Source organism: Streptomyces sp. NPDC002734 (genome assembly GCF_040295685.1).
Taxonomy (GTDB): domain Bacteria; phylum Actinomycetota; class Actinomycetes; order Streptomycetales; family Streptomycetaceae; genus Streptomyces.
This window is the reverse complement of record NZ_JBEOVU010000035.1, coordinates 63,824-87,980: the sequence shown is the minus strand read 5'-3', so window position 1 is coordinate 87,980 and position 24,157 is coordinate 63,824. Positions and strand designations below refer to the sequence as shown.

Annotated in this window: 24 protein-coding genes and 1 tRNA gene; 17 read left to right on the top strand and 8 right to left on the bottom strand. The window is 73.1% G+C overall.

All coding sequences use genetic code 11. The annotated features are described in order from the left end of the window. The 3 genes from ABT026_RS26525 to ABT026_RS26515 all read left to right on the top strand — a co-directional run. Window positions 1-1,055: AIM24 family protein (locus ABT026_RS26525; RefSeq protein ID WP_351117661.1), on the top strand; the 1,055-nt coding region annotated here is incomplete at its 5' end. 11 nt (window positions 1,056-1,066) lie between these two features. Continuing rightward, the gene (locus ABT026_RS26520; RefSeq protein ID WP_351117660.1) at window positions 1,067-1,747 is read left to right on the top strand and encodes an AIM24 family protein; all 681 of its coding nucleotides are present in this window, start codon (window positions 1,067-1,069) and stop codon (window positions 1,745-1,747) included. Window positions 1,748-1,765: 18 nt separating this feature from the next. Beyond that, on the top strand, window positions 1,766-2,521 hold the full coding sequence (locus ABT026_RS26515) for an AIM24 family protein (RefSeq protein ID WP_351117659.1): 756 nt from the start codon (window positions 1,766-1,768) through the stop codon (window positions 2,519-2,521). 80 nt (window positions 2,522-2,601) lie between these two features. Here ABT026_RS26515 and ABT026_RS26510 read toward each other — a convergent pair whose 3' ends face one another. Both ABT026_RS26510 and ABT026_RS26505 read right to left on the bottom strand, forming a co-directional pair. Next, the gene (locus tag ABT026_RS26510) at window positions 2,602-3,132 is read right to left on the bottom strand and encodes an NUDIX hydrolase (RefSeq protein ID WP_351117658.1); all 531 of its coding nucleotides are present in this window, start codon (window positions 3,130-3,132) and stop codon (window positions 2,602-2,604) included. Next, the gene (locus ABT026_RS26505) at window positions 3,129-4,649 is read right to left on the bottom strand and encodes a zinc-dependent metalloprotease (RefSeq protein ID WP_351117657.1); all 1,521 of its coding nucleotides are present in this window, start codon (window positions 4,647-4,649) and stop codon (window positions 3,129-3,131) included. Before ABT026_RS26505 ends, ABT026_RS26510 begins: the two co-directional genes overlap by 4 nt. Before the next feature lie 194 nt (window positions 4,650-4,843). On the opposite strand from ABT026_RS26505, the gene ABT026_RS26500 reads away from it, so the two are divergent. The 4 genes from ABT026_RS26500 to ABT026_RS26485 all read left to right on the top strand — a co-directional run bounded on the left by ABT026_RS26500 (window position 4,844) and on the right by ABT026_RS26485 (window position 8,455). Next, window positions 4,844-5,974 (top strand): SDR family oxidoreductase, encoded by a 1,131-nt coding sequence (locus tag ABT026_RS26500; RefSeq protein ID WP_351117656.1) that lies wholly within the window; start codon window positions 4,844-4,846, stop codon window positions 5,972-5,974. Between the two features lie 375 nt (window positions 5,975-6,349). Beyond that, on the top strand, window positions 6,350-6,820 hold the full coding sequence (locus tag ABT026_RS26495; RefSeq protein ID WP_351117655.1) for a molybdenum cofactor biosynthesis protein MoaE: 471 nt from the start codon (window positions 6,350-6,352) through the stop codon (window positions 6,818-6,820). Between the two features lie 250 nt (window positions 6,821-7,070). Further along, window positions 7,071-7,253 carry a hypothetical protein gene (locus tag ABT026_RS26490; protein ID WP_108954472.1) on the top strand — a complete coding sequence of 61 codons (183 nt, stop codon included), beginning with the start codon at window positions 7,071-7,073 and terminating at the stop codon, window positions 7,251-7,253. A gap of 107 nt (window positions 7,254-7,360) precedes the next feature. Continuing rightward, window positions 7,361-8,455 carry a YlbL family protein gene (locus ABT026_RS26485; protein WP_351117654.1) on the top strand — a complete coding sequence of 365 codons (1,095 nt, stop codon included), beginning with the start codon at window positions 7,361-7,363 and terminating at the stop codon, window positions 8,453-8,455. A gap of 24 nt (window positions 8,456-8,479) precedes the next feature. Here the strand turns inward: ABT026_RS26485 and ABT026_RS26480 are convergent, their stop codons facing one another. After that, window positions 8,480-9,022 carry a PPA1309 family protein gene (locus ABT026_RS26480; RefSeq protein ID WP_351117653.1) on the bottom strand — a complete coding sequence of 181 codons (543 nt, stop codon included), beginning with the start codon at window positions 9,020-9,022 and terminating at the stop codon, window positions 8,480-8,482. Window positions 9,023-9,158: 136 nt separating this feature from the next. Here ABT026_RS26480 and ABT026_RS26475 point away from each other — a divergent pair, with 136 nt between their 5' ends. The 3 genes from ABT026_RS26475 (at window position 9,159) to ABT026_RS26465 (ending at window position 14,491) form a co-directional block, all read left to right on the top strand. Then, window positions 9,159-12,047, top strand: coding sequence for a UPF0182 family membrane protein (locus ABT026_RS26475; protein WP_351117652.1), 2,889 nt, complete (start codon window positions 9,159-9,161; stop codon window positions 12,045-12,047). A 262-nt stretch (window positions 12,048-12,309) separates the two neighbouring features. Continuing rightward, the gene (locus tag ABT026_RS26470) at window positions 12,310-14,229 is read left to right on the top strand and encodes an SEL1-like repeat protein (RefSeq protein WP_351117651.1); all 1,920 of its coding nucleotides are present in this window, start codon (window positions 12,310-12,312) and stop codon (window positions 14,227-14,229) included. A gap of 188 nt (window positions 14,230-14,417) precedes the next feature. Beyond that, window positions 14,418-14,491 (top strand) — tRNA-Met (locus ABT026_RS26465). A 115-nt stretch (window positions 14,492-14,606) separates the two neighbouring features. Here ABT026_RS26465 and ABT026_RS26460 read toward each other — a convergent pair. From ABT026_RS26460 to hisN, 3 genes are all read right to left on the bottom strand, one after another. Further along, entirely contained in the window at window positions 14,607-15,020 is a 414-nt protein-coding gene (locus ABT026_RS26460; protein ID WP_351117650.1) for a Fur family transcriptional regulator, read from the bottom strand. Window positions 15,021-15,030: 10 nt separating this feature from the next. Next, entirely contained in the window at window positions 15,031-15,483 is a 453-nt protein-coding gene (locus ABT026_RS26455; protein ID WP_351117649.1) for a CBS domain-containing protein, read from the bottom strand. Window positions 15,484-15,727: 244 nt separating this feature from the next. After that, window positions 15,728-16,528 (bottom strand): histidinol-phosphatase, encoded by an 801-nt coding sequence (gene hisN, locus ABT026_RS26450; protein WP_351117648.1) that lies wholly within the window; start codon window positions 16,526-16,528, stop codon window positions 15,728-15,730. 205 nt (window positions 16,529-16,733) lie between these two features. Between hisN and ABT026_RS26445 the strand changes: the two genes are divergently transcribed. Next, the gene (locus ABT026_RS26445; protein ID WP_351117647.1) at window positions 16,734-17,324 is read left to right on the top strand and encodes a TetR/AcrR family transcriptional regulator; all 591 of its coding nucleotides are present in this window, start codon (window positions 16,734-16,736) and stop codon (window positions 17,322-17,324) included. 69 nt (window positions 17,325-17,393) lie between these two features. Here ABT026_RS26445 and ABT026_RS26440 read toward each other — a convergent pair whose 3' ends face one another. After that, the gene (locus ABT026_RS26440; protein ID WP_351117665.1) at window positions 17,394-18,038 is read right to left on the bottom strand and encodes an alpha/beta hydrolase family protein; all 645 of its coding nucleotides are present in this window, start codon (window positions 18,036-18,038) and stop codon (window positions 17,394-17,396) included. 190 nt (window positions 18,039-18,228) lie between these two features. After that, the gene (locus ABT026_RS26435) at window positions 18,229-19,104 is read right to left on the bottom strand and encodes an SOS response-associated peptidase (protein ID WP_351117646.1); all 876 of its coding nucleotides are present in this window, start codon (window positions 19,102-19,104) and stop codon (window positions 18,229-18,231) included. 109 nt (window positions 19,105-19,213) lie between these two features. Between ABT026_RS26435 and ABT026_RS26430 the strand changes: the two genes are divergently transcribed. From ABT026_RS26430 to rsrA, 6 genes are all read left to right on the top strand, one after another. Beyond that, on the top strand, window positions 19,214-19,900 hold the full coding sequence (locus tag ABT026_RS26430) for a M50 family metallopeptidase (protein ID WP_351117645.1): 687 nt from the start codon (window positions 19,214-19,216) through the stop codon (window positions 19,898-19,900). A 124-nt stretch (window positions 19,901-20,024) separates the two neighbouring features. Beyond that, window positions 20,025-21,386, top strand: coding sequence for a 3-phosphoshikimate 1-carboxyvinyltransferase (aroA, locus tag ABT026_RS26425; protein ID WP_351117644.1), 1,362 nt, complete (start codon window positions 20,025-20,027; stop codon window positions 21,384-21,386). A gap of 10 nt (window positions 21,387-21,396) precedes the next feature. Then, window positions 21,397-22,407 (top strand): ribosome small subunit-dependent GTPase A, encoded by a 1,011-nt coding sequence (gene rsgA / locus ABT026_RS26420; RefSeq protein WP_351117643.1) that lies wholly within the window; start codon window positions 21,397-21,399, stop codon window positions 22,405-22,407. Window positions 22,408-22,501: 94 nt separating this feature from the next. Next, window positions 22,502-22,825: a DMT family transporter gene (locus ABT026_RS26415; protein ID WP_351117642.1), complete on the top strand. Its 324-nt coding sequence runs from the start codon at window positions 22,502-22,504 to the stop codon at window positions 22,823-22,825. A gap of 235 nt (window positions 22,826-23,060) precedes the next feature. Then, window positions 23,061-23,738, top strand: a complete 678-nt coding sequence (locus tag ABT026_RS26410; RefSeq protein ID WP_170145091.1) for a sigma-70 family RNA polymerase sigma factor — start codon at window positions 23,061-23,063, stop codon at window positions 23,736-23,738. Further along, entirely contained in the window at window positions 23,735-24,070 is a 336-nt protein-coding gene (gene rsrA, locus ABT026_RS26405) for a mycothiol system anti-sigma-R factor (RefSeq protein WP_351117641.1), read from the top strand. Before ABT026_RS26410 ends, rsrA begins: the two co-directional genes overlap by 4 nt. The last annotated feature ends 87 nt before the right edge of the window (window positions 24,071-24,157 follow it).

Sequence of the window (24,157 nt, the reverse complement as noted above, 5' to 3'; positions counted from 1 at the left end):
CTCCTCGAACCGGGCGCCCAGCACACGACAGTCGAGGCACCAGTCGGCTCCGAAGAGCTGGCCGGCCCGCGCAGCCGCAGGCCCCCGCACCCGCCGCGGCGCAGCCCGCCGGCTACGGCTTCCCGCCGCCCGGACAGCCCGGCCAGACGCCGCCCGGCTACGGCCAGCCGCCCGGCGCCCCCGCCGCGCCGCCGATGCACGCCGCACCGACCATGGCCGCCCCGATGGCCCCTCCCGGTTACGGGCAGCCCCCGGCCGCCCCCGGCATGCCGCCGGCCCCGGGCGTTCCCGGAGCGCCGGGCGTCCCCGGCATGCCCGGCGCCCCCGGCATGCACGGCGCCCCCGGCATCCCGGGCCAGCAGGCCTACCCCGGCACGCCCAACGCCCCGCAGACCCCGGGCGTCCAGGGCGCGCTGAGCCTGTACAAGGAGAAGCCCACCGGCCAGCGCTGGACCCAGCAGAACGAGAAGCTGGTACGCGTCGACCTGAGCGTCGGCGGCCAGCCCGTCCTCGCCCGCCAGGGCAGCATGGTGCTGTACCAGGGCAAGGTCGAGTTCGGGTACAAGGGCGCCGGCTTCAGCGGCCGGATCGTCGGCAACGCCACCGGCCAGGAGATGCAGCTGATGCGCTGCACCGGCTACGGCCAGGTCTTCCTCGCCGAGGAGGCGGCCCACCTGCACACGGTGGAGCTCCAGGGCGACGCGCTGTGCGTCTCCGCCGAGAACGTGCTCGCCTTCGACGAGTCCCTCCAGTACGAGGTGCGCCGCGTCGAGGGGCACGGCATCCCCGGCGGCGCCCTGTTCACCATGCAGTTCCAGGGCACCGGCACGCTGGTGCTCAAGACCCACGGCGTCCCCGTGGTGCTGCCGGTCACCCCGACCACCTTCGCCGACGCCAACGCGGTGGTCGCCTGGTCGGCCGCGGCCCAGGTGATCGTCTCCAGCCAGGTGCGGATGCGGCGCAACGCCTACCCCGGCGACACCGGGGAGAGCGTCAACCTGCAGTTCCGGGGCGCGCCCGGGAACTTCATCGTCGTCCAGCCGTACGAGGTCTGAGGGAGCCCGTCATGAACCACCAGCTCGCGGGCCACGCCCCCGCACCCGTCGTCGCCCGCATGGAGAACCACGGGACCCACATGGCGAAGATCGCCATGCAGACCGGTCACGACCTGCTCGCCAGGGTCGGCTCCATGGTCGCCTACGAGGGCTTCGTGCAGTACGAGCCCAACCCGCCGGCCGTCCGGCAGATCGCCAAGGACTGGGTGACCGGCGAGGGCGCCGCGCTGATGCGCTGCCACGGCGACGGCATCCTCTACCTGGCGGACTACGGCGCCGACGTCGTCGTGATCAACCTCAACGGCGAGGCGCTCTCGGTCAACGCGACCAACCTGCTCGCCTTCGACGCCCATCTCAAGTGGGGCGTCGAGCGGGTCAAGGGCATGGCCAAGTTCGCCGGCCAGGGCCTGTGGAACACCCGGATCGAGGGCCAGGGCTGGGTCGCCATCACCTCCCGCGGCACCCCGATAGTGGTCGACTGCGGCGGCGGCGAGGACGAGACCTACGTCGACCCGGACTCGCTGATCGCCTGGTCCCCGAACCTCAAGGTGAAGGGCAAGCGCAGCTTCAAGGCGTCCTCGCTGATCGGCCGCGGCAGCGGGGAGGCCTTCCAGATGGCCTTCTCCGGCACGGGCATCGTCGTCGTCCAGCCGAGCGAGGACAGCACCGACCGTCTCCGGATCCGGGGCTGAGGGGGAGAACGACCGATCATGCAGAGCCCGATTTTCGCCTACAACGAGCAGCAGACCCAGGAGCACTGGAGCCTGCAGAACAGCCAGATGCTGCGCGTCCTCGTCGACGGCAACCGTGACGTCCTGGCCCGCAAGGGATCGATGGTCGCCTACCAGGGCCTCGTCGAGTTCGACGCCGAGTACCGGACGGGCAACCAGCGCAACGCCCGCCGCCGTACCGGCGAGGGCCTGGACCTGATGCGCTGCCACGGGCAGGGCACGGTGTACCTGGCCAACCTGGCCCAGTACATCCACCTGGTGGACGTCGACCAGGACGGCCTCACCGTCGACAGCTCCTACGTCCTGGCCATGGACTCCGCGCTGCACCACGAGGTCATCGCGGTCGACAGCCTCTACGGCATCTCCGGGTCCGGGAAGTACCAGCTCAACATCTCCGGCCGGGGCAAGGTCGCGCTCATGACCTCCGGCGCGCCGCTGATGCTCCAGGTCACCCCGGACCGGTACGTGAACGTGGACGCCGACGCGGTGATCGCCTGGTCGACCTCGCTGCGGGTCCAGATGCAGGCCCAGACCCACTCCTCGGGGGTCTGGCGGCGCCGCGGCAACACCGGCGAGGGCTGGGAGCTCAGCTTCATGGGCACCGGCTTCGCGCTGGTGCAGCCCAGCGAGCTGCTCCCGCCGCAGAACGCCCAGATCGGCTCGGGCGTCGCCGCCCAGTTCGGCATGGGCCAGCAGGGCGCCCGGGCGCAGAACCAGAACAACGCCTGGAACTGAACAACGCCTGGAACCGACGGCACGGCGAAGGGGCGGCCACCGACTCGGTGGCCGCCCCTTCGCCGTACGGGCTCACGGGCTCACAGCAGCGCCCGGGTCGCCTCCACCAGCCGGACCACCGAGGTGTCCGCGACCTCCGCCACCTCGTCGTACGGGAACCAGCGCAGGTCCAGCGACTCCTCGCTGATGGCCTCCACCGCCCCGCCCGGCGCGATCGCCGCGTACTGGACGTCCAGGTGCCAGGCGCACGGGGTGTGGTGGCGGTCCAGCCGCACCGGGGTGTCGCCGCCCAGCAGGCGCAGCCCGGGGATGCCGGACTCCTCCGTCGCCTCGCGCAGCGCCGCTCCGGCCAGGGTGGTGTCCCCGGGCTCGCAGTGGCCGCCCATCTGCAGCCACATCCGCAGCTTGCGGTGGAAGGTCAGCAGCACCCGGCCGCCCTCCGGGTCGATCACCAGCGCGCTCGCCGTGACGTGCCCGTCGGGACACTCGCGCCACATGCCGTCGGCGTGCTCGCCCAGGTGCTTGAGGTAGACCTGACGGAGCTCCTCCTGGGAGTCCGTCGCGGTCCGCAGGCCGTCCAGGACCCGGACGGCGTCGTCGTGCAGGGTCACTCGGAACCTTCGCCCTTCGGGTGGTCGTCGCCGGCCTCGCCCTCCGGGCCGGCCTCGGGGCCGGCCTTCGGCGAGCCGCCGTCCGCGTCCTTGCCCGGGCCGGAGCCCCGGGCACCGCCGCCGGCGGCCTCACCGAGCATCTTGTCCCACTCGGAGAAGTCCATCTGCTCGCGGTGGACGAAGCCGTCCGGGTCGTCGAGGTCGGCGGCGTTGGGCAGCATGTCCGGGTGCGCCCACAGGGCGTCCCGGCCGTCCACGCCGCGCGCGTCGGTGAGCGACGCCCACAGACGCGACGCGTCCCGCAGCCGGCGCGGACGCAGCTCCAGGCCGATCAGCGTGGCGAAGGTCTGCTCCGCGGGACCGCCCGAGGCGCGGCGGCGGCGCAGCGTCTCGCGCAGCGCGCCCGCCGAGGTCAGGCGCGGCGTGGCGGCGGCGTGCACCACCGCGTCCACCCAGCCCTCGACCAGCGCCAGCGCCGTCTCCAGGCGGGCCAGGGCCGCCTTCTGCTCCGGGGTGTCCTCAGGCTGGAACATGCCCTGCTGGAGGGCCTCCTGAAGCTGCTCCGGGTTCTGCGGGTCGAACTGACCGACCACGTCCTCCAGCTTGGAGGTGTCCACCTTGATGCCCCGGGCGTACCCCTCGACCGCACCGAACAGGTGCGACCGCAGCCACGGCACATGGGCGAAGAGCCGCTGGTGGGCGGCCTCACGCAGGGCCAGGTAGAGGCGGACCTCCTCCAGCGGGACACCGAGATCCTTGCCGAAGGTCTCGATGTTCAGGGGCAGCAGCGCGGCCTTGCCGGCCGGACCGAGCGGCAGACCGATGTCGGTGGAGCCGACCACCTCGCCGGCGAGCACCCCCACCGCCTGGCCGATCTGCGCGCCGAACATGGCGCCACCCATCGAACGCATCATCCCGAGCAGCGGGCCCGCCATGGCCTGCATCTCCTCGGGCAGCACCTGGCCCATGGCCGTGCCGACACGCTCGGCCACCGGGTCGACGAGCTCCTTCCACGCGGGCAGGGTCGCCTCGACCCACTCCGCGCGGCTCCAGGCCAGCGTCGTCGCCGCGCCCGAGGGCAGGGACGTGACGCCGTCCAGCCACAGGTCGGCGAGGCGCACGGCCTCCTCGACGGCCGAGCGCTCGGCCGGCCCGACGCTGGCGTCCTTCGTGCCGTCCGGCGCGCCCTGGGAGACCGCCTGGCGGGCGATCTGCTTGGCCATGTCCCAGTTCACCGGGCCGCCCTCGTAGGAGAGCATCTGGCCGAGCTGCTGGAAGGCGGCGCCCAGGTCGGCGGGGTTCATGCCGCCGCCGGGCGGCATGGACCCGAAGGAGCCGAAGAGCGACGCGAACGGATTGTCCGCGCCACCGCCAAAGCCTCCTGCTCCGGGCGTGCCGAAACCGAACGGGTTCGCCGGTTCCTGCCCACCACCGCTCTGCTGGTCCTTCTTCTTGCCCTCGTCGCCGTCGTCCGGCTCCTCCGGCGGAAGGCCGAATCCGAATGGATTGTCACTCACGGGGTTCCTCGGCTGGTTGGGCCACCGGTCTTCCTCCGGCGGCGCGGCTGCCCGACATCACCACCCAGCGTAGACACCCCGGCCCGATAGAGCCTTGATGCTCCGCCGACCATCGGCCTGCGGCAGGATGGATGGCACCTGGTTCGTACACGCGGCACGCGCGTTCCTTTCGAGACAACCGCTGGAGACGCCTGGTGAGTTCCCCAGATCCGCAGGTTCGCGCAGCGCGAAACGCCCCGGCCGACGCGTCGTCGGCCCGACCCCCCGCCGGGCGGGGGCCCGTCGTGGCCGTCACCGGCGCGGCCTCCGGCGTCGGCGCGCTGCTGACCGAGCGGCTCGCCGCCTCGCCGGAGATCCGGCAGGTGGTGGCCCTGGACGAGCGGCGGGGCGACTGCGCCGCCGCCCGGTGGCACGTCCTCGACATCCGCGACCCGGCCCTCGCCGAGCGGCTGCGCGGGGTGGACGTGGTCGTCCACCTGGCGGTCGACCTCGACCTGGAGACCGACCCGGCGGCCCGCACCGCCTTCAACGTGCGCGGCACCCAGACCGTGCTCACGGCGTCCGCCGCGGCCGGGGTGCGGCGGGTGGTGCTCTGCACCTCCGCCATGGTCTACGGCGCGCTGCCGGACAACGCGCTGCCGCTCGCCGAGGACGCCGAGCTGCGGGCCACCGCGGAGGCGACGGCCGTCGGCGACCTGCTGGAGATCGAGCGGCTGGGGCGGCGGGCCCCGCGCGCCCACCCGGGGCTCAACGTCACCGTCCTGCGCCCCGCCGTCCTGGTGGGCGGCGGCACCGACACGGCCCTGACCAGGTATTTCGAGTCGCCGCGTCTGCTCGTGGTGGCCGGGTCGCGGCCGGCCTGGCAGTTCTGCCACGTCGACGACCTGTGCTCCGCGCTGGAGTGCGCGGTGCTGGAGAAGGTCGAGGGGGAGGTGGCCGTCGGCTGCGACGGCTGGCTGGAGCAGGAGGAGGTCGAGGACCTCAGCGGGATCCGCCGGATGGAGCTGCCGTCCGCGGTGGCGCTGGGCGCGGCGGCGCGCCTGCACCGCATCGGGCTGACGCCCTCCCCGGCCGGCGACCTCGCCTACACGATGTACCCGTGGGTGGTCAGCGGCAGCCGGCTGCACGACGCGGGGTGGCGGGCGCGGTGGAGCAACGAGGAGGTGCTCGCCGAGCTGCTCGCGGAGGTCGCCGGACGGCACACGGTCGCCGGGCGGCGCCTGGGCCGCAAGGACGCCACCGCGGCGGGAGCGGCGGGGGCGACGGTGGCCCTCCTGGGCACCGCGGCGGTCATCCGCCGCGCCCGACGGGCCCGCCGCCGCTGACCCGCCTGCCCGTCCGGGGCAGCCGGCACACGTCCGTCTCTGCCCGGCCCGCCCGGGCTCGTGGCCGCCGACCTGCCCGGGCTGCCCCGGCAGGCGGCGTCGACCCCTCAGGGCGCCGCCGGGCCGGGCGGCAGGGGCCGGCTCCGCCGTCGCGCGCGTCCCCACCCGTCGCGCCGCCCGCGCGGACGGTCCGCGCCGTCGACGGTGCGGGCCGCCCCTGAATGGTGCGGGGCCGCCCTCGAGCGGTGCGGGGCCCCCCGAGCGGTCGGGGCCCGCCCACGGCCGGGGCACCCGGCGCTGGGGGAATCGCTGACCAGCGCGGACGGGTGGGTCGGGCCTTCCCGGTGGCGGGGCGCGTGGGGCACGATGGCGGGCATGGCTGACTCCACTTCCTCCGACGTCCACCCGGGTGAGCGCGCGGCGCAGCATCCGCTGAAGCTCATCGCGATCCGCGACACGCCGCTGTCGCTGGACGAGGTCTTCCGGGCCGTCGGCGACGACGCGGCCGGCGGGACCGCGCTGTTCGTCGGCACGGTGCGCAACCACGACGGCGGGGCGGACGTGGACGCGCTGGGGTACTCCGCCCACCCCTCCGCCGAGACGGAGCTACGGCGGGTGGCCGAGAAGGTCGCCGCAGACTTCCCGGTCAAGGCGCTGGCGGCCGTCCACCGTGTGGGTGATCTCGAGGTGGGCGACCTGGCGGTCGTGGTGGCGGTGTCGTGCCCGCACCGCGCGGAGGCCTTCGAGGCGTGCCGGCGGCTGATCGACGACCTCAAGCACGAGGTGCCGATCTGGAAGCACCAGCGGTTCAGCGACGGCACGGAGGAGTGGGTCGGCGCCTGCTGAGGCCCCCGCACGCCCCACGCGAGCTCCGCACGCCCCCTCCGGGGCCTCCGGACCCTGCCTCCGGAGCCCCTCGGACACCCCTCCCGGTGTCCTCGGGCTTCCCCGATCCGCCTCCGCGCCCCTCCCGCGTCTCCCGCGCCGCGCCGTCCTCCGGTTGCGTAACCGGGGGGTCGATATGAGCGTTGTCACAGTGAATGGTTAATCTGCTGATCAGTCAGTTGCAGTCGCTCATTCGGGTTGGGAGGTCGGCATGGCGGCTCTCGCCTGGTTGCTGATTCCGCTTGTGGCTGCGATCGGCGCGAGTCTGTGGGGCACCTGGGCCCTGCGGACCCGCAGGACCCGTGGGGACGGTCCCGAGCTCGTGGGATACGCCCGTTTCCGTGAGGCCATGGAGCGGTCGACGACGACCACCACCTCGGTCTCCGGTTCCTGACACGCGCCCCGTCCGGCACAAGCCGCACAAGGCCGGAGCACTGCCGGGGCAGCCCGTACGGACGGCCCCGGCGGTGCTCCGGCAGGGCCGTCCCGTACTGTCGTTCCATGCCACGCCGCACTGCGACGATGCTCGCCTCGACCCTGATGCTGATCGTGCTCCTGTGCGCGGGACTGGCCGTCCCGACCCAGTACTCGGAGATGACGCCCGGCCCGACGGTGAACACCCTCGGCAAGCACGACGGCGAGCCCGTGCTGCAGATCTCCGGCCACCGCACCTACCCCGCCGACGGTCACCTCAACATGACCACCGTGCGGGTCACCAGCCCGGACTACCGGCTGAACCTGGTGTCGGCGATGTACGGCTGGCTGGCCCACGACAACAGGGTGGTGCCGCACGACACGCTCTTCCCGGAGGGGCAGACCGAGGAGGAGTCGAGCCAGGAGAACGCCGAGGAGTTCAGCCAGTCCCAGGAGAGCGCCAAGGTCGCCGCCCTGCGTGAGCTGGACATCCCGGTGGAGTCCTGGGTGGTGGTCTCCACGGTGGTCAAGGACACCCCGGCCGAGGGCGTGCTGCACGCGGGTGACGTGATCAAGGCCGTCGACGGCACCCCGGTGAAGGAGCCCGGCGACGTGTCCAAGCTGGTGACGCGTCACAAGCCCGGCGAGAAGGTGGTCTTCACGATCGTGCCGGCCAAGGAGCAGGCGGCGGCGGAGCGCGAGGGGCGCAAGCCGAAGGGGACCGAGGACCTCACCCTCACCACGGCGAAGTCCAAGGACGAGGCCCAGCCGCGCGCCATCGTCGGCATCGCGGCCGGGACCGACCACACGTTCCCGTTCTCCATCGACATCAAGCTCGCCGACGTCGGAGGCCCCAGCGCCGGCCTGATGTTCGCCCTCGGCATCTACGACAAGCTGACGCCGGGCAGCCTCACCGGCGGGGCGTTCGTGGCCGGGACGGGCACCATCGACGACGAGGGCCAGGTCGGCCCCATCGGCGGCATCAGCATGAAGACGCTGGGCGCGCGGTCCAAGGGGGCCAAGTACTTCCTGACGCCCGAGAAGAACTGCGCGACGGCCGCCGAGGACATCCCCGACGGCCTCACCCTGGTCAAGGTCGGCGACCTGGACGACGCCCTGGAGGCCCTGGAGGACATCCGCGCGGGCCGCACCGCCGAACTCCCGCGGTGCGCGCGTCACTGATCGCGTCCAGGGCCGCCCCGGGCGTCAGTCCTCGAAGGTCGCCGAGAGCGCTTCGGCCAGGCCGGGAACCAGACCCGCGCCGGTGAGCACCTCGGTGGCGGAGTCCTTCTCCCGCAGCCGGAGCGCCGACTCACGGGAGCCGTCGCGCAGCACGGCGACCGTCATCCGCACCTCCTGGCGCTGCGGGTGCTCGGCCACCCAGCGGGCCAGCCCGGCGTCGTCGAGGCCGATGGGAACCTCGGCCTCCGCGGTCGGCGGCAGCATCAGGCGCTCCACGGTGAGCGCGCAGCCGGCCACCGCGTCCGGCCAGGCGATGGTGGCGAGGAACTCGTCCAGCGGCTGCGAGGCCGGGATCTCGTCCTGCTCGACGGGGGTGAGAGCGGCCGTCTCCGCCTCCTCCGGCAGACCCAGCTGGTCCGCGAGAGCGGGCTCCTGGGCGCGCAGCGAGGCGGAGTCGACGAGGGCGAACAGGCGGGCGGGCTGGTCCCAGCCGAGGGTGGAGGCGTACTCGTCGATCTCGAGCACGGCCCGGGTGAGCGGGTTCGCCGCCATGGGGGTGTTGGACATGGTCACAATCCTGCCTGGTATCCACCCGTAATCGGGAACTGGGTAAAGCCTCGGTAAGTTGCATACATGGGGACCCATGATGAACGGGTCCCCCCGTCGGGCCCGCGCGGACCCGACGGATACACACTGACTTGAGGTGCGCACCTTGGCTTTCCAGATGCCGGACCGCGGCGGAGGCCCGACAGGACCGCGGATCAGAGTGGGCCGCCCGTCCCGGCGGTCCCGGACCCTGCTCATGACGCTGGGCGTCCTTGCCGTCCTCGGCATGGCGTTCACCATGTTCTCCGGGTTCTGGACCGACTGGCTCTGGTACCGCTCGGTGGACTACTCGTCGGTCTTCACGACCACGCTCTCCACGAAGATCGGGCTCTTCTTCGTCTTCGGCCTGCTGATGGCCGCCGCCGTGGGCCTCAACATCTGGCTGGCGCACCGGCTGCGTCCGCCGCTGAGCGCCATGTCGGTCGAGCAGCAGAACCTCGACCGGTACCGGATGGGCATCGCCCCGTACAAGAAGTGGGTCCTGCTGGCGATCACGGCCCTGGTGGGTCTGGTCGCGGGCGCCTCGGCCGGCAGCCAGTGGCGCACCTGGCTCACCTGGGTCAACGGCGTCGACTTCGGCAGGAAGGACCCCCAGTTCCAGCTGGACGTCTCCTTCTACGCCTTCGACCTGCCCTGGTACCGCTTCCTGCTGGGCTTCGGCTTCGCGGCCGTGATCCTCTCGCTGATCGCCGCCGCCGTCACCCACTACCTGTACGGCGGCCTGCGGCTGAGTTCCCCAGGCGCCAAGGCCACCGGCGCGGCCACCGGGCACCTGTCGGTGCTGCTCGGCCTGTTCGTGGCCCTGAAGGCCGTCGCCTACTGGCTCGACCGGTACGGCCTGGCCGTGAAGTCCAGCGACTTCAAGGCGACGGACAACTGGACGGGTCTGCGGTACGTCGACGCCAACGCCTACCTGCCGGCCAAGACGATCCTGTTCTGCATCGCGGTCATCTGTGCCGTGCTCTTCTTCGCCACCCTGTGGCGGCGGACCTGGCAGCTGCCGGTCATCGGCTTCGGCCTGATGGTCCTGTCGGCGCTGCTGATCGGCGGCCTCTACCCGGCCATCGTGCAGAAGTTCCAGGTCCAGCCGAACGAGCAGGCCAAGGAGGCGCCGTACGTCGCGAAGAACATCGACGCGACGCGCTACGCCTACGACATCGGCGACACGGAGGTCTCCCCGTTCTCCGGCCGTGGCGCCGCCCCGGACAAGAAGCCGGAGCTGCGGGGCCAGGCCGACCAGGCCGCCAGCATCCGCCTGCTCGACCCGAACATCGTCTCGCCGACCTTCCAGCAGCGGCAGCAGATCCGCAGCTACTACGGTTTCCCGGAGAACCTGGACGTCGACCGCTACACGGTCGAGGGCCAGACCCAGGACACCGTGATCGGTCTGCGTGAGCTCGACCTGAACGGCGTGCCGAAGCGGAACTGGATCAACGACCACTTCCGCTACACCCACGGTTACGGCGTGGTGGCCGCCAAGGGCACCGAGGCCGACAACGAGGGCCTGCCCGTCTTCACGGAGTACGACCTGCCCTCGCAGGGCCAGCTGGGCACCTACCAGCAGGCCGTGTACTACGGCGAGAAGACGACGCAGTACTCGATCGTCGGCGGTCCGCAGGAGGAGATCGACTACTCCAAGGACGGCCAGGAGGTCGGCACCCGGTACAAGGGCGACAGCGGCGTCAGCCTGTCGAACCCGCTGAACCGGGCCGCGTACGCGGTGGCGTTCAGCGAGCCGCAGATCCTCTACTCGGGCGCCATCGGCGAGGGATCGAAGATCCTCTACAACCGCACGCCCAAGGAGCGGGTCGAGGCGGTCGCCCCGTGGCTGACCATCGACGGAGACCCGTACCCGGCGGTCATCGGCGGGAAGATCCAGTGGATCGTGGACGCCTACACGACGTCCAACGGCTACCCGTACGCCTCGCGCACCACGCTGGGCGACACCACCTCCGACTCGCTGACCACCGACCAGCGTGCGGTCATCGCGCAGCAGGACCGGGTCAACTACATCCGCAACTCCGTGAAGGCGACGGTCGACGCCTACACGGGCGAGGTCAAGCTGTACGAGTGGGACACGAAGGACCCGGTCCTCAAGACCTGGATGAAGGCCTTCCCGGACACGGTGGAGCCGCGCTCGGCCATCTCCGACCAGCTGATGGCGCACCTGCGCTACCCGCAGGACCTCTTCAAGGTGCAGCGTGAGCTGCTGACCCGCTACCACGTCGAGGACGCCGAGACGTTCCTCAGCGGCAGCGAGGTGTGGCAGGTGCCGGACGACCCGACCAACAAGGTCGGCGAGGCGGTGCCGCCGTACTACCTCTCCATGAAGATGCCCAACCAGTCGGAGCAGGCCTTCTCGCTGACCACGACGTTCACGCCCAACGGCCGCGACAACCTGAGCGCCTTCATGGCGGTCAACGCCGAGGCGGGCACGGACGACTACGGGAAGATCCGCGTCCTCAAGCTGCCGACCAGCACCACGGTCCAGGGCCCCAAGCAGGTCCAGTCGGCGTTCAACTCCGAACAGGACATCGCCGAGACCATCCGGCTGCTGAGCGGCGGTGACTCCCAGGTCGAGTACGGCAACCTGCTGACCGTTCCGCTCGACGAGGGTCTGCTCTACGTCGAGCCGGTCTACGTCCGCGGTGGCGGCCTCAAGTACCCGCTGCTGCGCAAGGTGCTGGTCAGCTACAACGGCCAGACCGCCTTCGAGGACACCCTGGCGCAGGCGCTGGACAAGGTGTTCGGCGCCGGAGGCGAGGCCCAGCCGCCGGAGGAGGAGACCCCGCCCGGCGAGGAGACTCCGCCGGACAAGGGCGACGCCACCCTCGACGAGGCCCTGAAGGACGTGCAGAAGGCCTTCGACGCGGGCCAGGAGGCCTTCAAGAAGGGCGACTGGGAGGCGTACGGCCGGGCACAGGAAGATCTTGAGGAGGCGCTGAAGCGCGCCGAGGAGGCCCGGGCCCCCTCGGCCGGCGACTGACCGGGCAGGTCGGAAGCTGATCTCAGCGCCACTACCGGATCTTCGGATGCGGTGCAAGGCCCGGGTCCCTCGTTCGGGGGAACCGGGCCTTGTCCGTGCCGAATTGCCGTGCAGGTCAGGAGGGGGTGACAACCCTTGCGGGGACAGGGCTGTGGGGGTGTCCGTGTTTCACTTGTCTCTCTGTGGGCATGTCGACAAAACGCTGAAGTGACCTCCAAGGCTGCGGTATACCAGGTGTACCCGGGGTTCGGGTGGTGCGACGATGAACGTTATGGGGGACAAGGGAACTCTGTTGGACACAGGGCGATTTGCGCCGTCCGTCGATCCGGACGGGCTCGCCGGGACCGATGAGGCCGCCGGCGTCGAGGGAGCCGGCCTGGCCGCCGGTCTCGTCGGCGACCCGGCGGACGAGGCCGGGCAGCGCATCGCCGCCGAGGCCGGGGACGTCGAGGCGATGAGCGTCCTCGGCGCCATGCTGTTGCGGCGCGGTGATCTGGACGGGGCCGAGGGCCCGCTGCGCGCCGCCACCGCCGCGGGGGACCGCGCCGCCGCCAACAACCTGGGTGTCCTCCTCCACCAGCGCGGTTACGCCGACGAGGCGGCCGGCTGGTGGCGCATCGCCGCCGTGGCCGGCTCCGCCGCCGCCGCGCACGCCCTCGGCCGTCACCTGCGCGAGCGCGGGGACGAGCCGGGCGCCGAGTACTGGCTGCGCCAGGCCGCCGAACAGGGCCACGTCCTGGGCGCCTTCGCGCTCGCCGACCTGCTGGAGCACCGCGGGGCGGGCGACGAGGCCGAGACCTGGATGCGCGCCGCCGCCGACCGCGGCCACCGCGAGGCCTCCTACCGTCTCGCCGTGGCCCTCGAGCGCCGCGCCGCCGACGGCTCCCCGGCCGCGACCGCCGGTGACCGGGCCGCCGCCCGGTCCACGGGCGTGACGGTCGCCGACGACGCCGCGGGGGCGCCGGCCGGCGTCGTCCCGCGGGAGGCCGAGCAGTGGTACCGCCAGGCCGCCGCGCGCGGCCACCACCAGGCGGCGCTGCGCCTGGGCGAGATCCTGGAGCGCCGCGGCGACCTCAAGGAGGCCGGCCGCTGGTACCTGACCTCCGCGAAGGGCGGGGAGACCCGTGCCGCCTGCGCCCTGGGCCACCTGCTGCGCGACGCCGGGGACATCGAGAACGCCGCCTCCTGGTGGCTCAAGGCCGCCCGCGACGGCGACGGCGCCGCCGCCAACGCCCTGGGTGCGCTGCACGCGGAGCGCGGTGAGAAGCAGACCGCCGCCCGCTGGTACCGCGCCGCCCTCGACGCCGGCGACGTCAACGGCGCCTACAACCTGGGCCTGCTCTGCGCCGAGCAGGGCCGTACGGCCCAGGCCGAGCAGTGGTACCGCCGCGCCGCCTATGCCGGGCACCGGGAGGCCGCGAACGCGCTGGCCGTCCTGCTGCTGGGCAACGGCGACGCCACCGGCGCCGAGCCGTGGTTCTCCAAGGCGGCCGAGGCGGGCAGCGTCGAGGCCGCCTGCAACCTGGGCATCCTGCACAGCAACCGCGGCGAGGAGAAGGAGGCGCTGCGCTGGTACGAGCGGGCCGCCTCCGCGGGGCACCCGGACGCCGCCCTCCAGGTCGGCGTGGCGCTGCTGCGCGACGGCGAGGAGCAGGAGGCCGAGCGGTACCTGCGCTGCGCGGCCGGCGCGGGCAGCGCCGAGGCGGCCTACCGGCTGGCGATGGTCCTGGACCGCCGCCGCCCGCCCGCGCACGCCCACGAGCTGGGCCAGTGCGCGCACCGGAAGACGGAGTGCGAGGAGTGGTACGAGCGGGCCGCCGGCCAGGGGCACCGCAAGGCGCAGGTCAGAGCCGGGATGCTGGCCGCCGCGCGCGGTGACATGGCGGAGGCGGCGCGCTGGTACCGGGAGGCCGCCCAGGCCGGCTCGGAGAGCGGTGCGTTCAACCTCGGCCTGCTGCTGGCCCGGGAGGGCAGCGAGGCCGAGGCCGTGCTGTGGTGGAAGCGGGCCGCCGCCGCGGGCCACGGCGGCGCGGCGCTGCGTCTGGCGCTGGCCTACGCGCGGCGGGGCGAGCTGTCGGAGGGGCAGCGCTGGGCCGAGCGGGCGACGGCGCTGGGCCCCGACAAGGTCCGCGAGCGGGCCGCCCGGCTGGGCGCCGTCCTGCGCGAGGAACTCTCCGCGTGAGCCGGTCCGCCGAGTCGGGCGCCCCGGCCTCGGCGCGCCCTGTCGGCCTGCCGGGGTGGGCACCGTCCGGGCCGGCACCGTCGGGGCCGTCGAGACCGTGCCACGGTCCCTGAGCTGCGCTGTTCGGGCCCGGGTGCCTGATCCGATTTGCCTGCCGCCCACTCGTCGCGTAGTGTTCAACGAGTCGACGCGGGGTGGAGCAGCTCGGTAGCTCGCTGGGCTCATAACCCAGAGGTCGCAGGTTCAAATCCTGTCCCCGCTACTGAAACCCGAAGGGGTCGGACCGGTTCTCCGGTCCGACCCCTTCGGCGTTGTCGTGTTCCGGCACCGGTCGCCCGGCACGCGCCGCGGTCGCCCGGCACGCCCAGCGGGTGAGGTCAGGCGGAGCACTCGGGGCACAGGCCCCGGTAGGTCACCTCGACGTCGGAGACGGTGAAGCCGAACCGCTCGTCGGCCGGCAGGTCCGCCAGCGGGTCGCCCGTGGGGTGGACGTCCTTGATGGCGCCGCAGCGCGCGCACACCAGGTGGTGGTGCGGCCGGTGGGCGTTCGGGTCGTACCGCTTGGCGCGCTTGTCCGTGGTGACCTCGACGACCTCGCCGAGGGAGACCATCTCGCCGAGCGTGTTGTACACGGTGGCCCGGGAGATCTCCGGGAGCTTCGCGGCCGCGCGGGCGTGGACCTCGTCGGCCGTCAGATGGACGTGCTCGCCTTCGAGAACCTCGGCCACCACACGGCGCTGTGCGGTCATGCGCCAGCCGCGTCCGCGCAGGCGCTCCAACAGGTCGCTCATGACTGCCAGCCTAACAGCGGCCCGGGAGCTTGTCCGGATTTGGATCCGTTCCAAGGTTCACCGGGGCGACCCGTCCGTCCGGCCGCGTCCTCGGCCCGGAGAGGCAACGCAGCACGTCACGGACCGACACGATGCCCGTGGGCTCGCCGTGTTCCATGACCACCAGATGACGGAAGCCGCCGTGCGCCATCGCCCGGACGGCGTCATGGATGGTCCACGAGGGGTCCGCGAGGACGGCGTCCGCGGTGAGGTGGGCGTGGGCGCGCTCGACGTCCGGGTCCTGACCCAGGCCGAGCGAGTTGAGTATGTCGCGCTCGGTCAGGATGCCCGGGTGGGCCGCCTCCGGGTCCGGCACCAGGGCGGCCCCGACCCGGCGGGCGGACATCAGGACGGCGGCCTGACGGAGCGTGTGGGCGGGGCCCACGGTGAGCAGGGTGGTGGACATCGCCTCGCGGACGAGCATCTGCCTCGGTCACCTCCTCCTGCGAAACGCCTGGTCAGCGGCGCTTCACAAAAGCACAAATGGGGGTGCTCCCAGAATCGCAGGTAATGCGCAGGTCAACAAGAGGCAAACCGCAGGGCGCACGGGGCACTGCGGGGCGGTCCGAAGGGCGCGCGAACCGCCGGGCGGGCGGGCGCGACGGACGCGGCCGGCCGCCGGCGGGCGCGACGGAAGCCGCAGGACTCGAACCGCCGGCCCGCGGGACTCAGTACCGCTGGTTGAGGTAACCCAGGAGCTCGTCGTGGAGCAGCCCGTTGGAGGCGGCCGCGTTGCCGCTGTGCGGGCCGGGGCGGCCGTCGAGGCCGGTGTAGGAGCCGCCCGCCTCGGTGACGATCACGGCGGGGGCCGCCATGTCCCACAGCGAGAGCTCCGGCTCCGCGCAGATGTCCACCGCGCCCTCGGCGACCATCATGTAGGGCCAGAAGTCGCCGTACGCGCGGGTCCGCCACACCTCGCGGGTCAGGTCCAGGAAGCCGTCGAGGCGGCTCTGCGCCTCCCAGCCGGAGAGCGAGGAGTACGCGAACGAGGCGTCCTCCATCCGCGACACCTGGGACACGTGGATCCGGGAGGCCGAGGTCAGGCTGCGGCCGGTGAACGCGCCGTGGCCCTTCGCCGCCCACCAGCGACGGCCCAGCGCGGGCGCCGAGACCACGCCGACGACCGGCTGGAAGCCGCCCTCGCCGGCCTCCATCAGCGCGATCAGGGTGGCCCAGACCGGAACGCCGCGGACGTAGTTCTTGGTGCCGTCGATCGGGTCGATCACCCAGCGGCGGGGGCCGGTGCCCTCGACGCCGTACTCCTCGCCGAGGATCGCGTCCCGTGGGCGGGCGCGCTGGAGCTGACTGCGGATCAGCTCCTCGGCGGCCTTGTCGGCCTCGCTCACCGGCGTCATGTCCGGCTTGGTCTCGACCTTCAGGTCGAGCGCCTTGAAACGGGCCGTCGTCGCGGCGTCGGCGGTGTCCGCCAGGACGTGGGCGAAACGCAGGTCATCGAGGTAGTCGGCCATGGCGGAACCGTATCGGCCGGGCGCGCGGACGGGCCACACGGGGCGGAGAGCGGTTGACGGGGCAGGAGGGAGGTGAGGGTCCGGAGGCCTTGACAGTGCCTCAGGGCCCGTCAAGTCTGGGGGCGCGGGCCCTCGGGCCTCGCCGCCGGGCGAGCCCCGGCCCACCGCCCGGCGAGCACGGGGAGCACGGGGAGGCGACGCGACGATGCGCACGGCACGCGAGACGCTGCTGGAGGCCGCCGGGAGAGCGCTGGAGCGGGAGTCCTGGGCGACGGTACGCATGGTCGACGTGGCCGCCGAGGCGGGAGTGTCGCGGCAGACCCTCTACAACGAGTTCGGCAGCAAGGAAGGCCTGGGCCGCGCGCTGGTGCGGCGGGAGGCCGACGCGTACCTGGCGGGGGTCGACCGGGCGCTGGCCTCGCACGCCGACCCCCGGGAACGGCTCGCGGCTCTCGCCGAGTGGACGGCGCGGGCGGGGCGCGGCGGGGCGCTGGCCCGGGCGGTGCTCACCGGGTGCTGGACCGAGCGGCTGCCGTCGCCGGTGCTCACCGCGGTGCCGTCCTCGGCGAGCGCGCCGGCGCAGCGGCGGGCGGACGGCGCGCTGCCGTCCCCGGGGGAGCTGGTGGCGTCCGCGCGGGAGCGGGCGGTGGCGGCGCTGGGGTCGCCGCCGGGGGCGGGGAGGGTGTGCGAGTTCGCCCTCCGCCTGGGCCTGTCCTGTCTCCTCGCCCCACCGCCCCCCGGCACCTCCGCCGCCGACCTGGTCCGCACCACCCTCCCCCGCCGCGACCCGGCGTGAGCCCACGCCGGTCGCGGCCCGGACGTCACGCCGCGACCGGCGTGAGCGCACGGCGTCGCGGCCCGGACGTCACACCAAGGTGGCGGTCCAGGTGGTCACCGCGTCGGTGACGAGGCGGAGGGCGTCGTCCTGGGTCAGGGGGGCGCGCTTGGGGACGGCGAAGCCGTGGTCGGCGTGCGGGACCACCGCGGCGGGGCGCAGGCCGGCGGGGAACTCCTCGGGACGCCCGAACGGGTCGGCGCCGCCCTGGACGACCAGCAGCGGCACGGTCACCCCCGCCAGCTCCTCGGCCCGGGACCGCTCGGGCCGCCCCGGCGGGTGCAGCGGGAAGCTCAGCGCCAGCACCGCGGCCGCACCCAGTTCCCCGGCGGTCCGGCAGGCCACCCGGGCTCCCGCGCTGCGGCCGCCGGACACCACCGGAAGCTGCTCGCGCACCAGGGCCGGCCACACCCCGCGCCACCCGGTGTCCAGCGTCCGGGGCGCCGGGGCCACCTTCTTCCCCGCCACCCGCCACGGCTGCTCGACCAGCGCCACGCTCACTCCGTGCCCGGGCAGCGCCTCCGCCAGCGCCCGCAGGTCCCGCGCCTCGATGCCGCCCCCGGCGCCGTGGCTCACGGCCAGGACCAGCCGGGCGTCCGCCGCCCGCCGCCAGGTGATCCGGGCCTGCCCGGCCTCGGTGTCCACCAGCTCGGTCACGGGGCCGCCGCAGGGCACGGGCTCGGTCGCGGCTTCGGTGACGGGCCCGGTCTCCCTCGCGGCGTCGGTGTCGGGCTCGGTCTCGGGGTCGCGCACGGTTCCTGCCTCGGGGCGCTCGAAGGGATCACAGTGACCGCGGCGGTCGCGGCGATCACGGTGACCGCGACGATCGCGGTGATCGGGGTGATCGGGATGATCGGGGCTCACGTCAGAAGAGTGTGCCCTCCTCCGGCCCCGACAGCTCCTTCAGCAGCTCCGGTCCGTTGTTGCGGACGTTGCTGACCGCCGTGGACACCGGGTAGGCGCGCATCAGGCCGGCCGGCGGCGGGGTGAGCAGGCCGCGCAGCTCGTCCGGGTCGTCGCGGCGCGGGTCGAGCCAGGCGTCCCAGCGGTCCGCCGTGAGCATCAGCGGCATCCGCGGGTGGATCTCCGCCAGGGTCCGCGGCCCCTCGGCCGGGGCGACGGCCAGCGGTGAGGTCTCCGCCTCGGTGGTGATGACCGAGCAGGTCGCCCACCAGGCCAGCGGATGGTCGTCCGGCAGGGTGCGGTCGCGCCAGAACTCGTAGAGCCCCGCCATGGCGAAGACGGAGCCGTCGGCCGGCGTGACGAAGTACGGCTGCTTGCGCGGACGCTTCCGCCGCCCCTCGACCTCCAGGTCCCGCTCCTCCTTGCCGGTGACCCACTCGTAGTAGCCGTCGGCGGGCAGCACGCACCGGCGGGCGGCGAAGGCCCGGCGGTAGGAGGGCTTCTCGTGCACCGTCTCGGCCCGCGCGTTGATCATGCGGGCCGCGCCGTCGGGGGACTTGGCCCAGCTCGGCACCAGACCCCACTTCAGGCGGCGCAGCTGCCGTACCGGCCGGGGGTCGCCGGACCCCTTGACCGGGCGGTCCAGGACGGCGAACACCTCCTTGGTCGGCGCGACGTTGTAGTCGGGGGAGCCGGGTTCCTGCCCGGGGGCGTAGGACTCCTCCGGATCGTCGCCCGGCGTCCCCGGGCCGGGGCGCAGCGAGGGGAGTCCGGCCTCGACGCCGAAGATGTCCGCGAGGTCCTCCGGAGCCCGCGAGGATGCATACCGTCCGCACATACGTGCCACACTGCCAGGCCGGGCGCCGCCCGGGCCACCGGCTTCCGGAAGACGCCCCACGGACCGCGTGCCCCCACCGCACGCCCATCCCGCGAAGGAGACCCCAGCGATGGACCAGGTGCTCGGCCGCCAGCCCGACCCCGACCTGTGGGTGGTGGTCGCCACCGCCGCGGCCGCCCTGGCCGTGGTGCTGCCGAACGCCGTCTGGCGGGTGGCGCGCAACGCCGTCACCATCGCGCACGAGGGCGGCCACGCCCTGGTGGCCCTGCTCACCGGCCGCACCCTCACCGGGATACGGCTGCACTCCGACACCAGCGGCCTCACCGTCAGCCGGGGCAAGCCCCGCGGGATCGGCATGGTGCTCACCGCGCTGGCCGGCTACACCGCCCCGCCGCTGCTGGGCCTGGGCGGCGCGGCGCTGCTCTCCGAGGGCCGGATCACGCTCCTGCTGTGGCTGGCCACCGCGCTGCTGCTGGTCATGCTGGTGATGATCCGCAACGTGTACGGCGTGCTCACGGTGCTGCTCACCGGCGCCCTGTTCCTCTTGGTCTCCTGGCAGGCGGGCCCCCAGGTGCAGGCCGCGTTCGCCTACGCGGTGGTGTGGTTCCTGCTGCTGGGCGGCGTCCGGCCGGCCTTCGAGCTCCAGCGGGAGCGGCGCCGCAACCCCACCGGCGCGTCCGACGCCGACCAGCTGGCCTCCCTCACCGGCACCCCGCCCGCGCTGTGGCTCTTTCTCTTCCACGTCGTGTCGCTCTGCTCCCTGATGGGCGGAGCGCGCTGGCTGCTCGACCTCTGAGCGTCCGCGTCTCGCACTGTGGGCCTCCAGTGGGCGGAAAGCCGCTACCACGGACCTGTTTCGACGATATTTCCGCGCTTTTGATCAGGAATCTCCTGTGCGGCCAGCCACTAGAGTGGGCTGTATGACCGTTCACTCCCCGCAGCAGACCGACCTCTGGCCCGCCCCCACCGCGAGCGGGCCCGTCGACGCGACGGTCCACGTGCCGGGATCGAAATCGGTCACCAACCGCGCGCTGGTGCTGGCCGCCCTGGCCTCCGAGCCGGGCTGGATCCGCCGCCCGCTGCGCTCCCGCGACACCCTGCTGATGGCCGAGGCGCTGCGCGCGCTCGGCGTCGGCATCGAGGAGACCATCTCCTCCAACTCCGCCGCCACGCCGGCCGCCACCCCCGGCGGCGACAAGGCCGGCGAGGCATGGCGGGTCATCCCCGCCCCGCTGGCCGGCCCCGCCTCGCTCGACGTGGGCAACGCCGGCACGGTCATGCGCTTCCTGCCGCCGGTGGCCGCCCTCGCCGACGGTCCGGTCCGCTTCGACGGCGACCCCCGCTCCCACGAGCGCCCGCTGCACGGCGTGATCGACGCGCTGCGCGCCCTCGGCGCCCGGATCGACGACGACGGCCGCGGCGCCCTGCCGCTGACCGTGCACGGCGGCGGCGCCCTGGACGGCGGGCCGGTCGAGGTGGACGCCTCCTCGTCCTCCCAGTTCGTCTCCGCCCTGCTGCTCTCCGGCGCCCGCTTCAACCAGGGCGTCGAGGTCCGGCACACCGGCGCCACGCTGCCGTCGCTGCCGCACATCCGGATGACGGTGGACATGCTGCGTGCCGCCGGCGCCCAGGTGGACACCCCCGAGTCCGGCGGCGAGGCGAACGTCTGGCGGGTGACGCCCGGCGCCCTGCTCGGCCGCGACCTGACCGTCGAGCCGGACCTGTCCAACGCCCAGCCGTTCCTCGCCGCCGCCCTGGTGACCGGCGGCCGGGTGATCGTGCCGGACTGGCCGGAGCGCACCACCCAGCCCGGTGACCGGCTGCGCGAGATCTTCACCCGGATGGGTGGATCCTGCGAACTGAAGGAGTACGGCCTGGAGTTCACCGGCTCCGGCCGGATCCACGGCATCGACGTGGACCTCTCCGAGGTCGGCGAGCTGACCCCCGGCATCGCCGCGGTCGCCGCCCTGGCCGACTCGCCGTCCACCCTGCGCGGCGTCGCCCACCTGCGCCTGCACGAGACGGACCGGCTGGCCGCGCTCACCAAGGAGATCAACGGACTCGGCGGCGACGTCACCGAGACCGCCGACGGCCTGCACATCCGGCCGCGCGCGCTGCGCGGCGGCGTGTTCCACACCTACGACGACCACCGGATGGCCACCGCCGGCGCGATCCTCGGCCTGGCCGTCGAGGGGGTCGAGATCGAGAACGTGGCGACCACCGCCAAGACCCTGCCCGACTTCACACACCTGTGGACAGGGATGCTCGAGGACCGGCGGTAAAGGGCACCTCATGCGTCGCTACGGCAAGCACACCGACGAGGACGACATCCGCAGCCGCCCCAACCGCAAGGGGAACCGGCCGAGGACCCACATCCGCCCCAAGCACGAGGACGCCGCCGAGGGCTTCGTCCTCACCGTCGACCGCGGCCGGCTGACCTGCCTGGTCGAGGACACGGTCGTGACGGCCATGAAGGCCCGGGAGCTGGGCCGCAAGGCCGCCGTGGTCGGCGACCGGGTGGCCCTGGTCGGCGACATGTCCGGTGCGAAGGACACCCTGGCGCGCATCGTCCGCATCGAGGAGCGCGCCTCGGTGCTGCGCCGCACGGCGGACGACGACGACCCCTACGAGCGGGTGGTGGTCGCCAACGCCGACCAGCTGGCCATCGTCACCGCCCTCGCCGACCCCGAGCCGAGGCCGCGGCTGATCGACCGCTGCCTGGTCGCCGCCTTCGACGGCGGGCTGACGCCGCTGCTGGTGCTCACCAAGTCCGACCTGGCGTCCGCCGACAAGATGCTCGAGCTCTACGGGGCGCTGGACATCCCGTACGTGGTCACCAGCCGCGAGGAGCTGGAGACCGGCGGGGCCGCGGACCGGGTCCGCGAACACCTGGCAGGCAAGGTCACGGCCTTCGTCGGGCACTCCGGCGTCGGCAAGACCACGCTGGTCAACGCCCTGGTGCCGGAGGAGCGCCGGCGGATCACCGGCCACGTGAACGCGGTGACCGGCCGCGGCCGGCACACCACCACCTCCGCGCTGGCGCTGCCGCTGGAAGGGGCCGAGGGCTGGGTCGTCGACACGCCCGGCGTCCGGTCCTTCGGCCTCGCGCACGTCGATCCCTCCCGCGTCATCAACGCCTTCCCCGACCTGGAGGCCGGGACCGCCGACTGCCCGCGGGCCTGTAGCCACGACGAGCCCGACTGCGCCCTCGACCGGTGGGTGGCCGACGGCCACGCCGACCCGGCGCGGCTCTACTCGCTGCGCCGGCTGCTCTCGACGCGCGAGCGGCGCGAAGGGGACTGACCGGGCATTCCGGGCATAATCACGTCCACCGGCCACCCCGCGGCGCGGGAGCGGTCGGAGCGGTCACGGACGTGATTGATGCGGAGGACACCCCATGGCGTGGCTGCTGGTCGTGATCGCCGGACTGCTCGAGACCGGGTTCGCGGTCTGCCTCAAGCTCTCGAACGGGTTCACCCGGCTCTACCCGACGATGGCCTTCTGCGCCTTCGCGCTGGGCAGCTTCGGCCTGCTGACCCTGTCGCTCAAGCGGCTGGACGTGGGCCCCGCGTACGCGGTGTGGACCGGCATCGGGGCGGCCGGCACGGCGATCTACGGCATGGTCTTCATGGGGGACGTGGTGTCCGTGCTGAAGATCGTCTCGATCAGCCTGGTCATCATCGGCGTCATCGGCCTCCAGCTCTCGGGCTCGGCCCACTGACTCCGAGGCGGCGGGAATGCCACGGGGGAGCGTGAGGTTGAAGGGGGAGAACAACACGTTCTGACCAGTCGTCCCGGGAGGAATCCGCCGCATGGGATCCGTCGCGTGCCCCAGTCGTCGCGCCACCGACCTCGAATGGTCGGTGCTTCCCTCGACCCGCACCGGCGCAGCCCGGCGGGCGGCCGGGGGGGAACGTCGTCTATTCTCCGATTCGAGTGGTACGACGCTGGAGGAGGTGGGTCCGGTCACCGGGACCGACGCGGAGCAGCCCGCGAGCGCCGAGGGCGCCGAGGGCAGGCGGACGACCGAGACGACCGAGGAGCGCAGCGCCCGGTTCGAGCGGGACGCGCTGGAGTTCCTCGACCAGATGTACTCGGCCGCGCTGCGCATGACGCGCAACCCGGCCGACGCCGAGGACCTGGTGCAGGAGACCTACGCCAAGGCGTACGCGTCCTTCCACCAGTTCCGTGAGGGCACCAACCTCAAGGCCTGGCTGTACCGGATCCTCACCAACACGTTCATCAACTCCTACCGCAAGAAGCAGCGGGAGCCCCAGCGCAGCGCCGCCGAGGACATCGAGGACTGGCAGCTCGCGCGCGCCGAGTCGCACATGTCGACCGGTCTGCGCTCCGCCGAGTCCCAGGCGCTGGACCACCTGCCGGACTCCGACGTGAAGTCGGCCCTGCAGGCGATCCCCGAGGAGTTCCGCATCGCCGTCTACCTGGCGGATGTCGAGGGGTTTGCCTACAAGGAGATCGCGGACATCATGGGGACACCCATCGGTACGGTGATGTCCCGGCTGCACCGGGGCCGCCGCCAGCTGCGCGGCATGCTCGAGGACTACGCCCGCGACCGCGGGCTCGTCCCCGCCGGCGCCGGAGAGTCGAACGAAGCGAAAGGCTCGGGCTCATGAGCTGTGGAGAGCCGCACGAGACGGACTGCGCGGAGATCCTCGACCATCTCTACGAGTTCCTCGACCGTGAGATGCCGGACTCGGCCTGCACGAAGTTCGAGGAGCACTTCGAGGAGTGCTCGCCCTGCCTGGAGAAGTACGGCCTGGAGCAGGCCGTGAAGAAGCTGGTCAAGCGGTGCTGCGGTCATGACGACGTCCCCTCCGACCTGCGCGCGAAGGTGATGGGCCGCATCGAGCTGATCCGCTCGGGCGAGGTGGCGCACGGCTCCGCGATGCCGGACGTCGACCAGCAGGGCGCGACGGTGACCCCCGCGTCATCCGGCGACTCCTGACCGTTCACCCGTACGTGCTAATCCGCGGGTCATAGGCCCGCGGATTCACCTATCAGGCCCCCCGTACCCCTCTCAGCCGCTCTACGC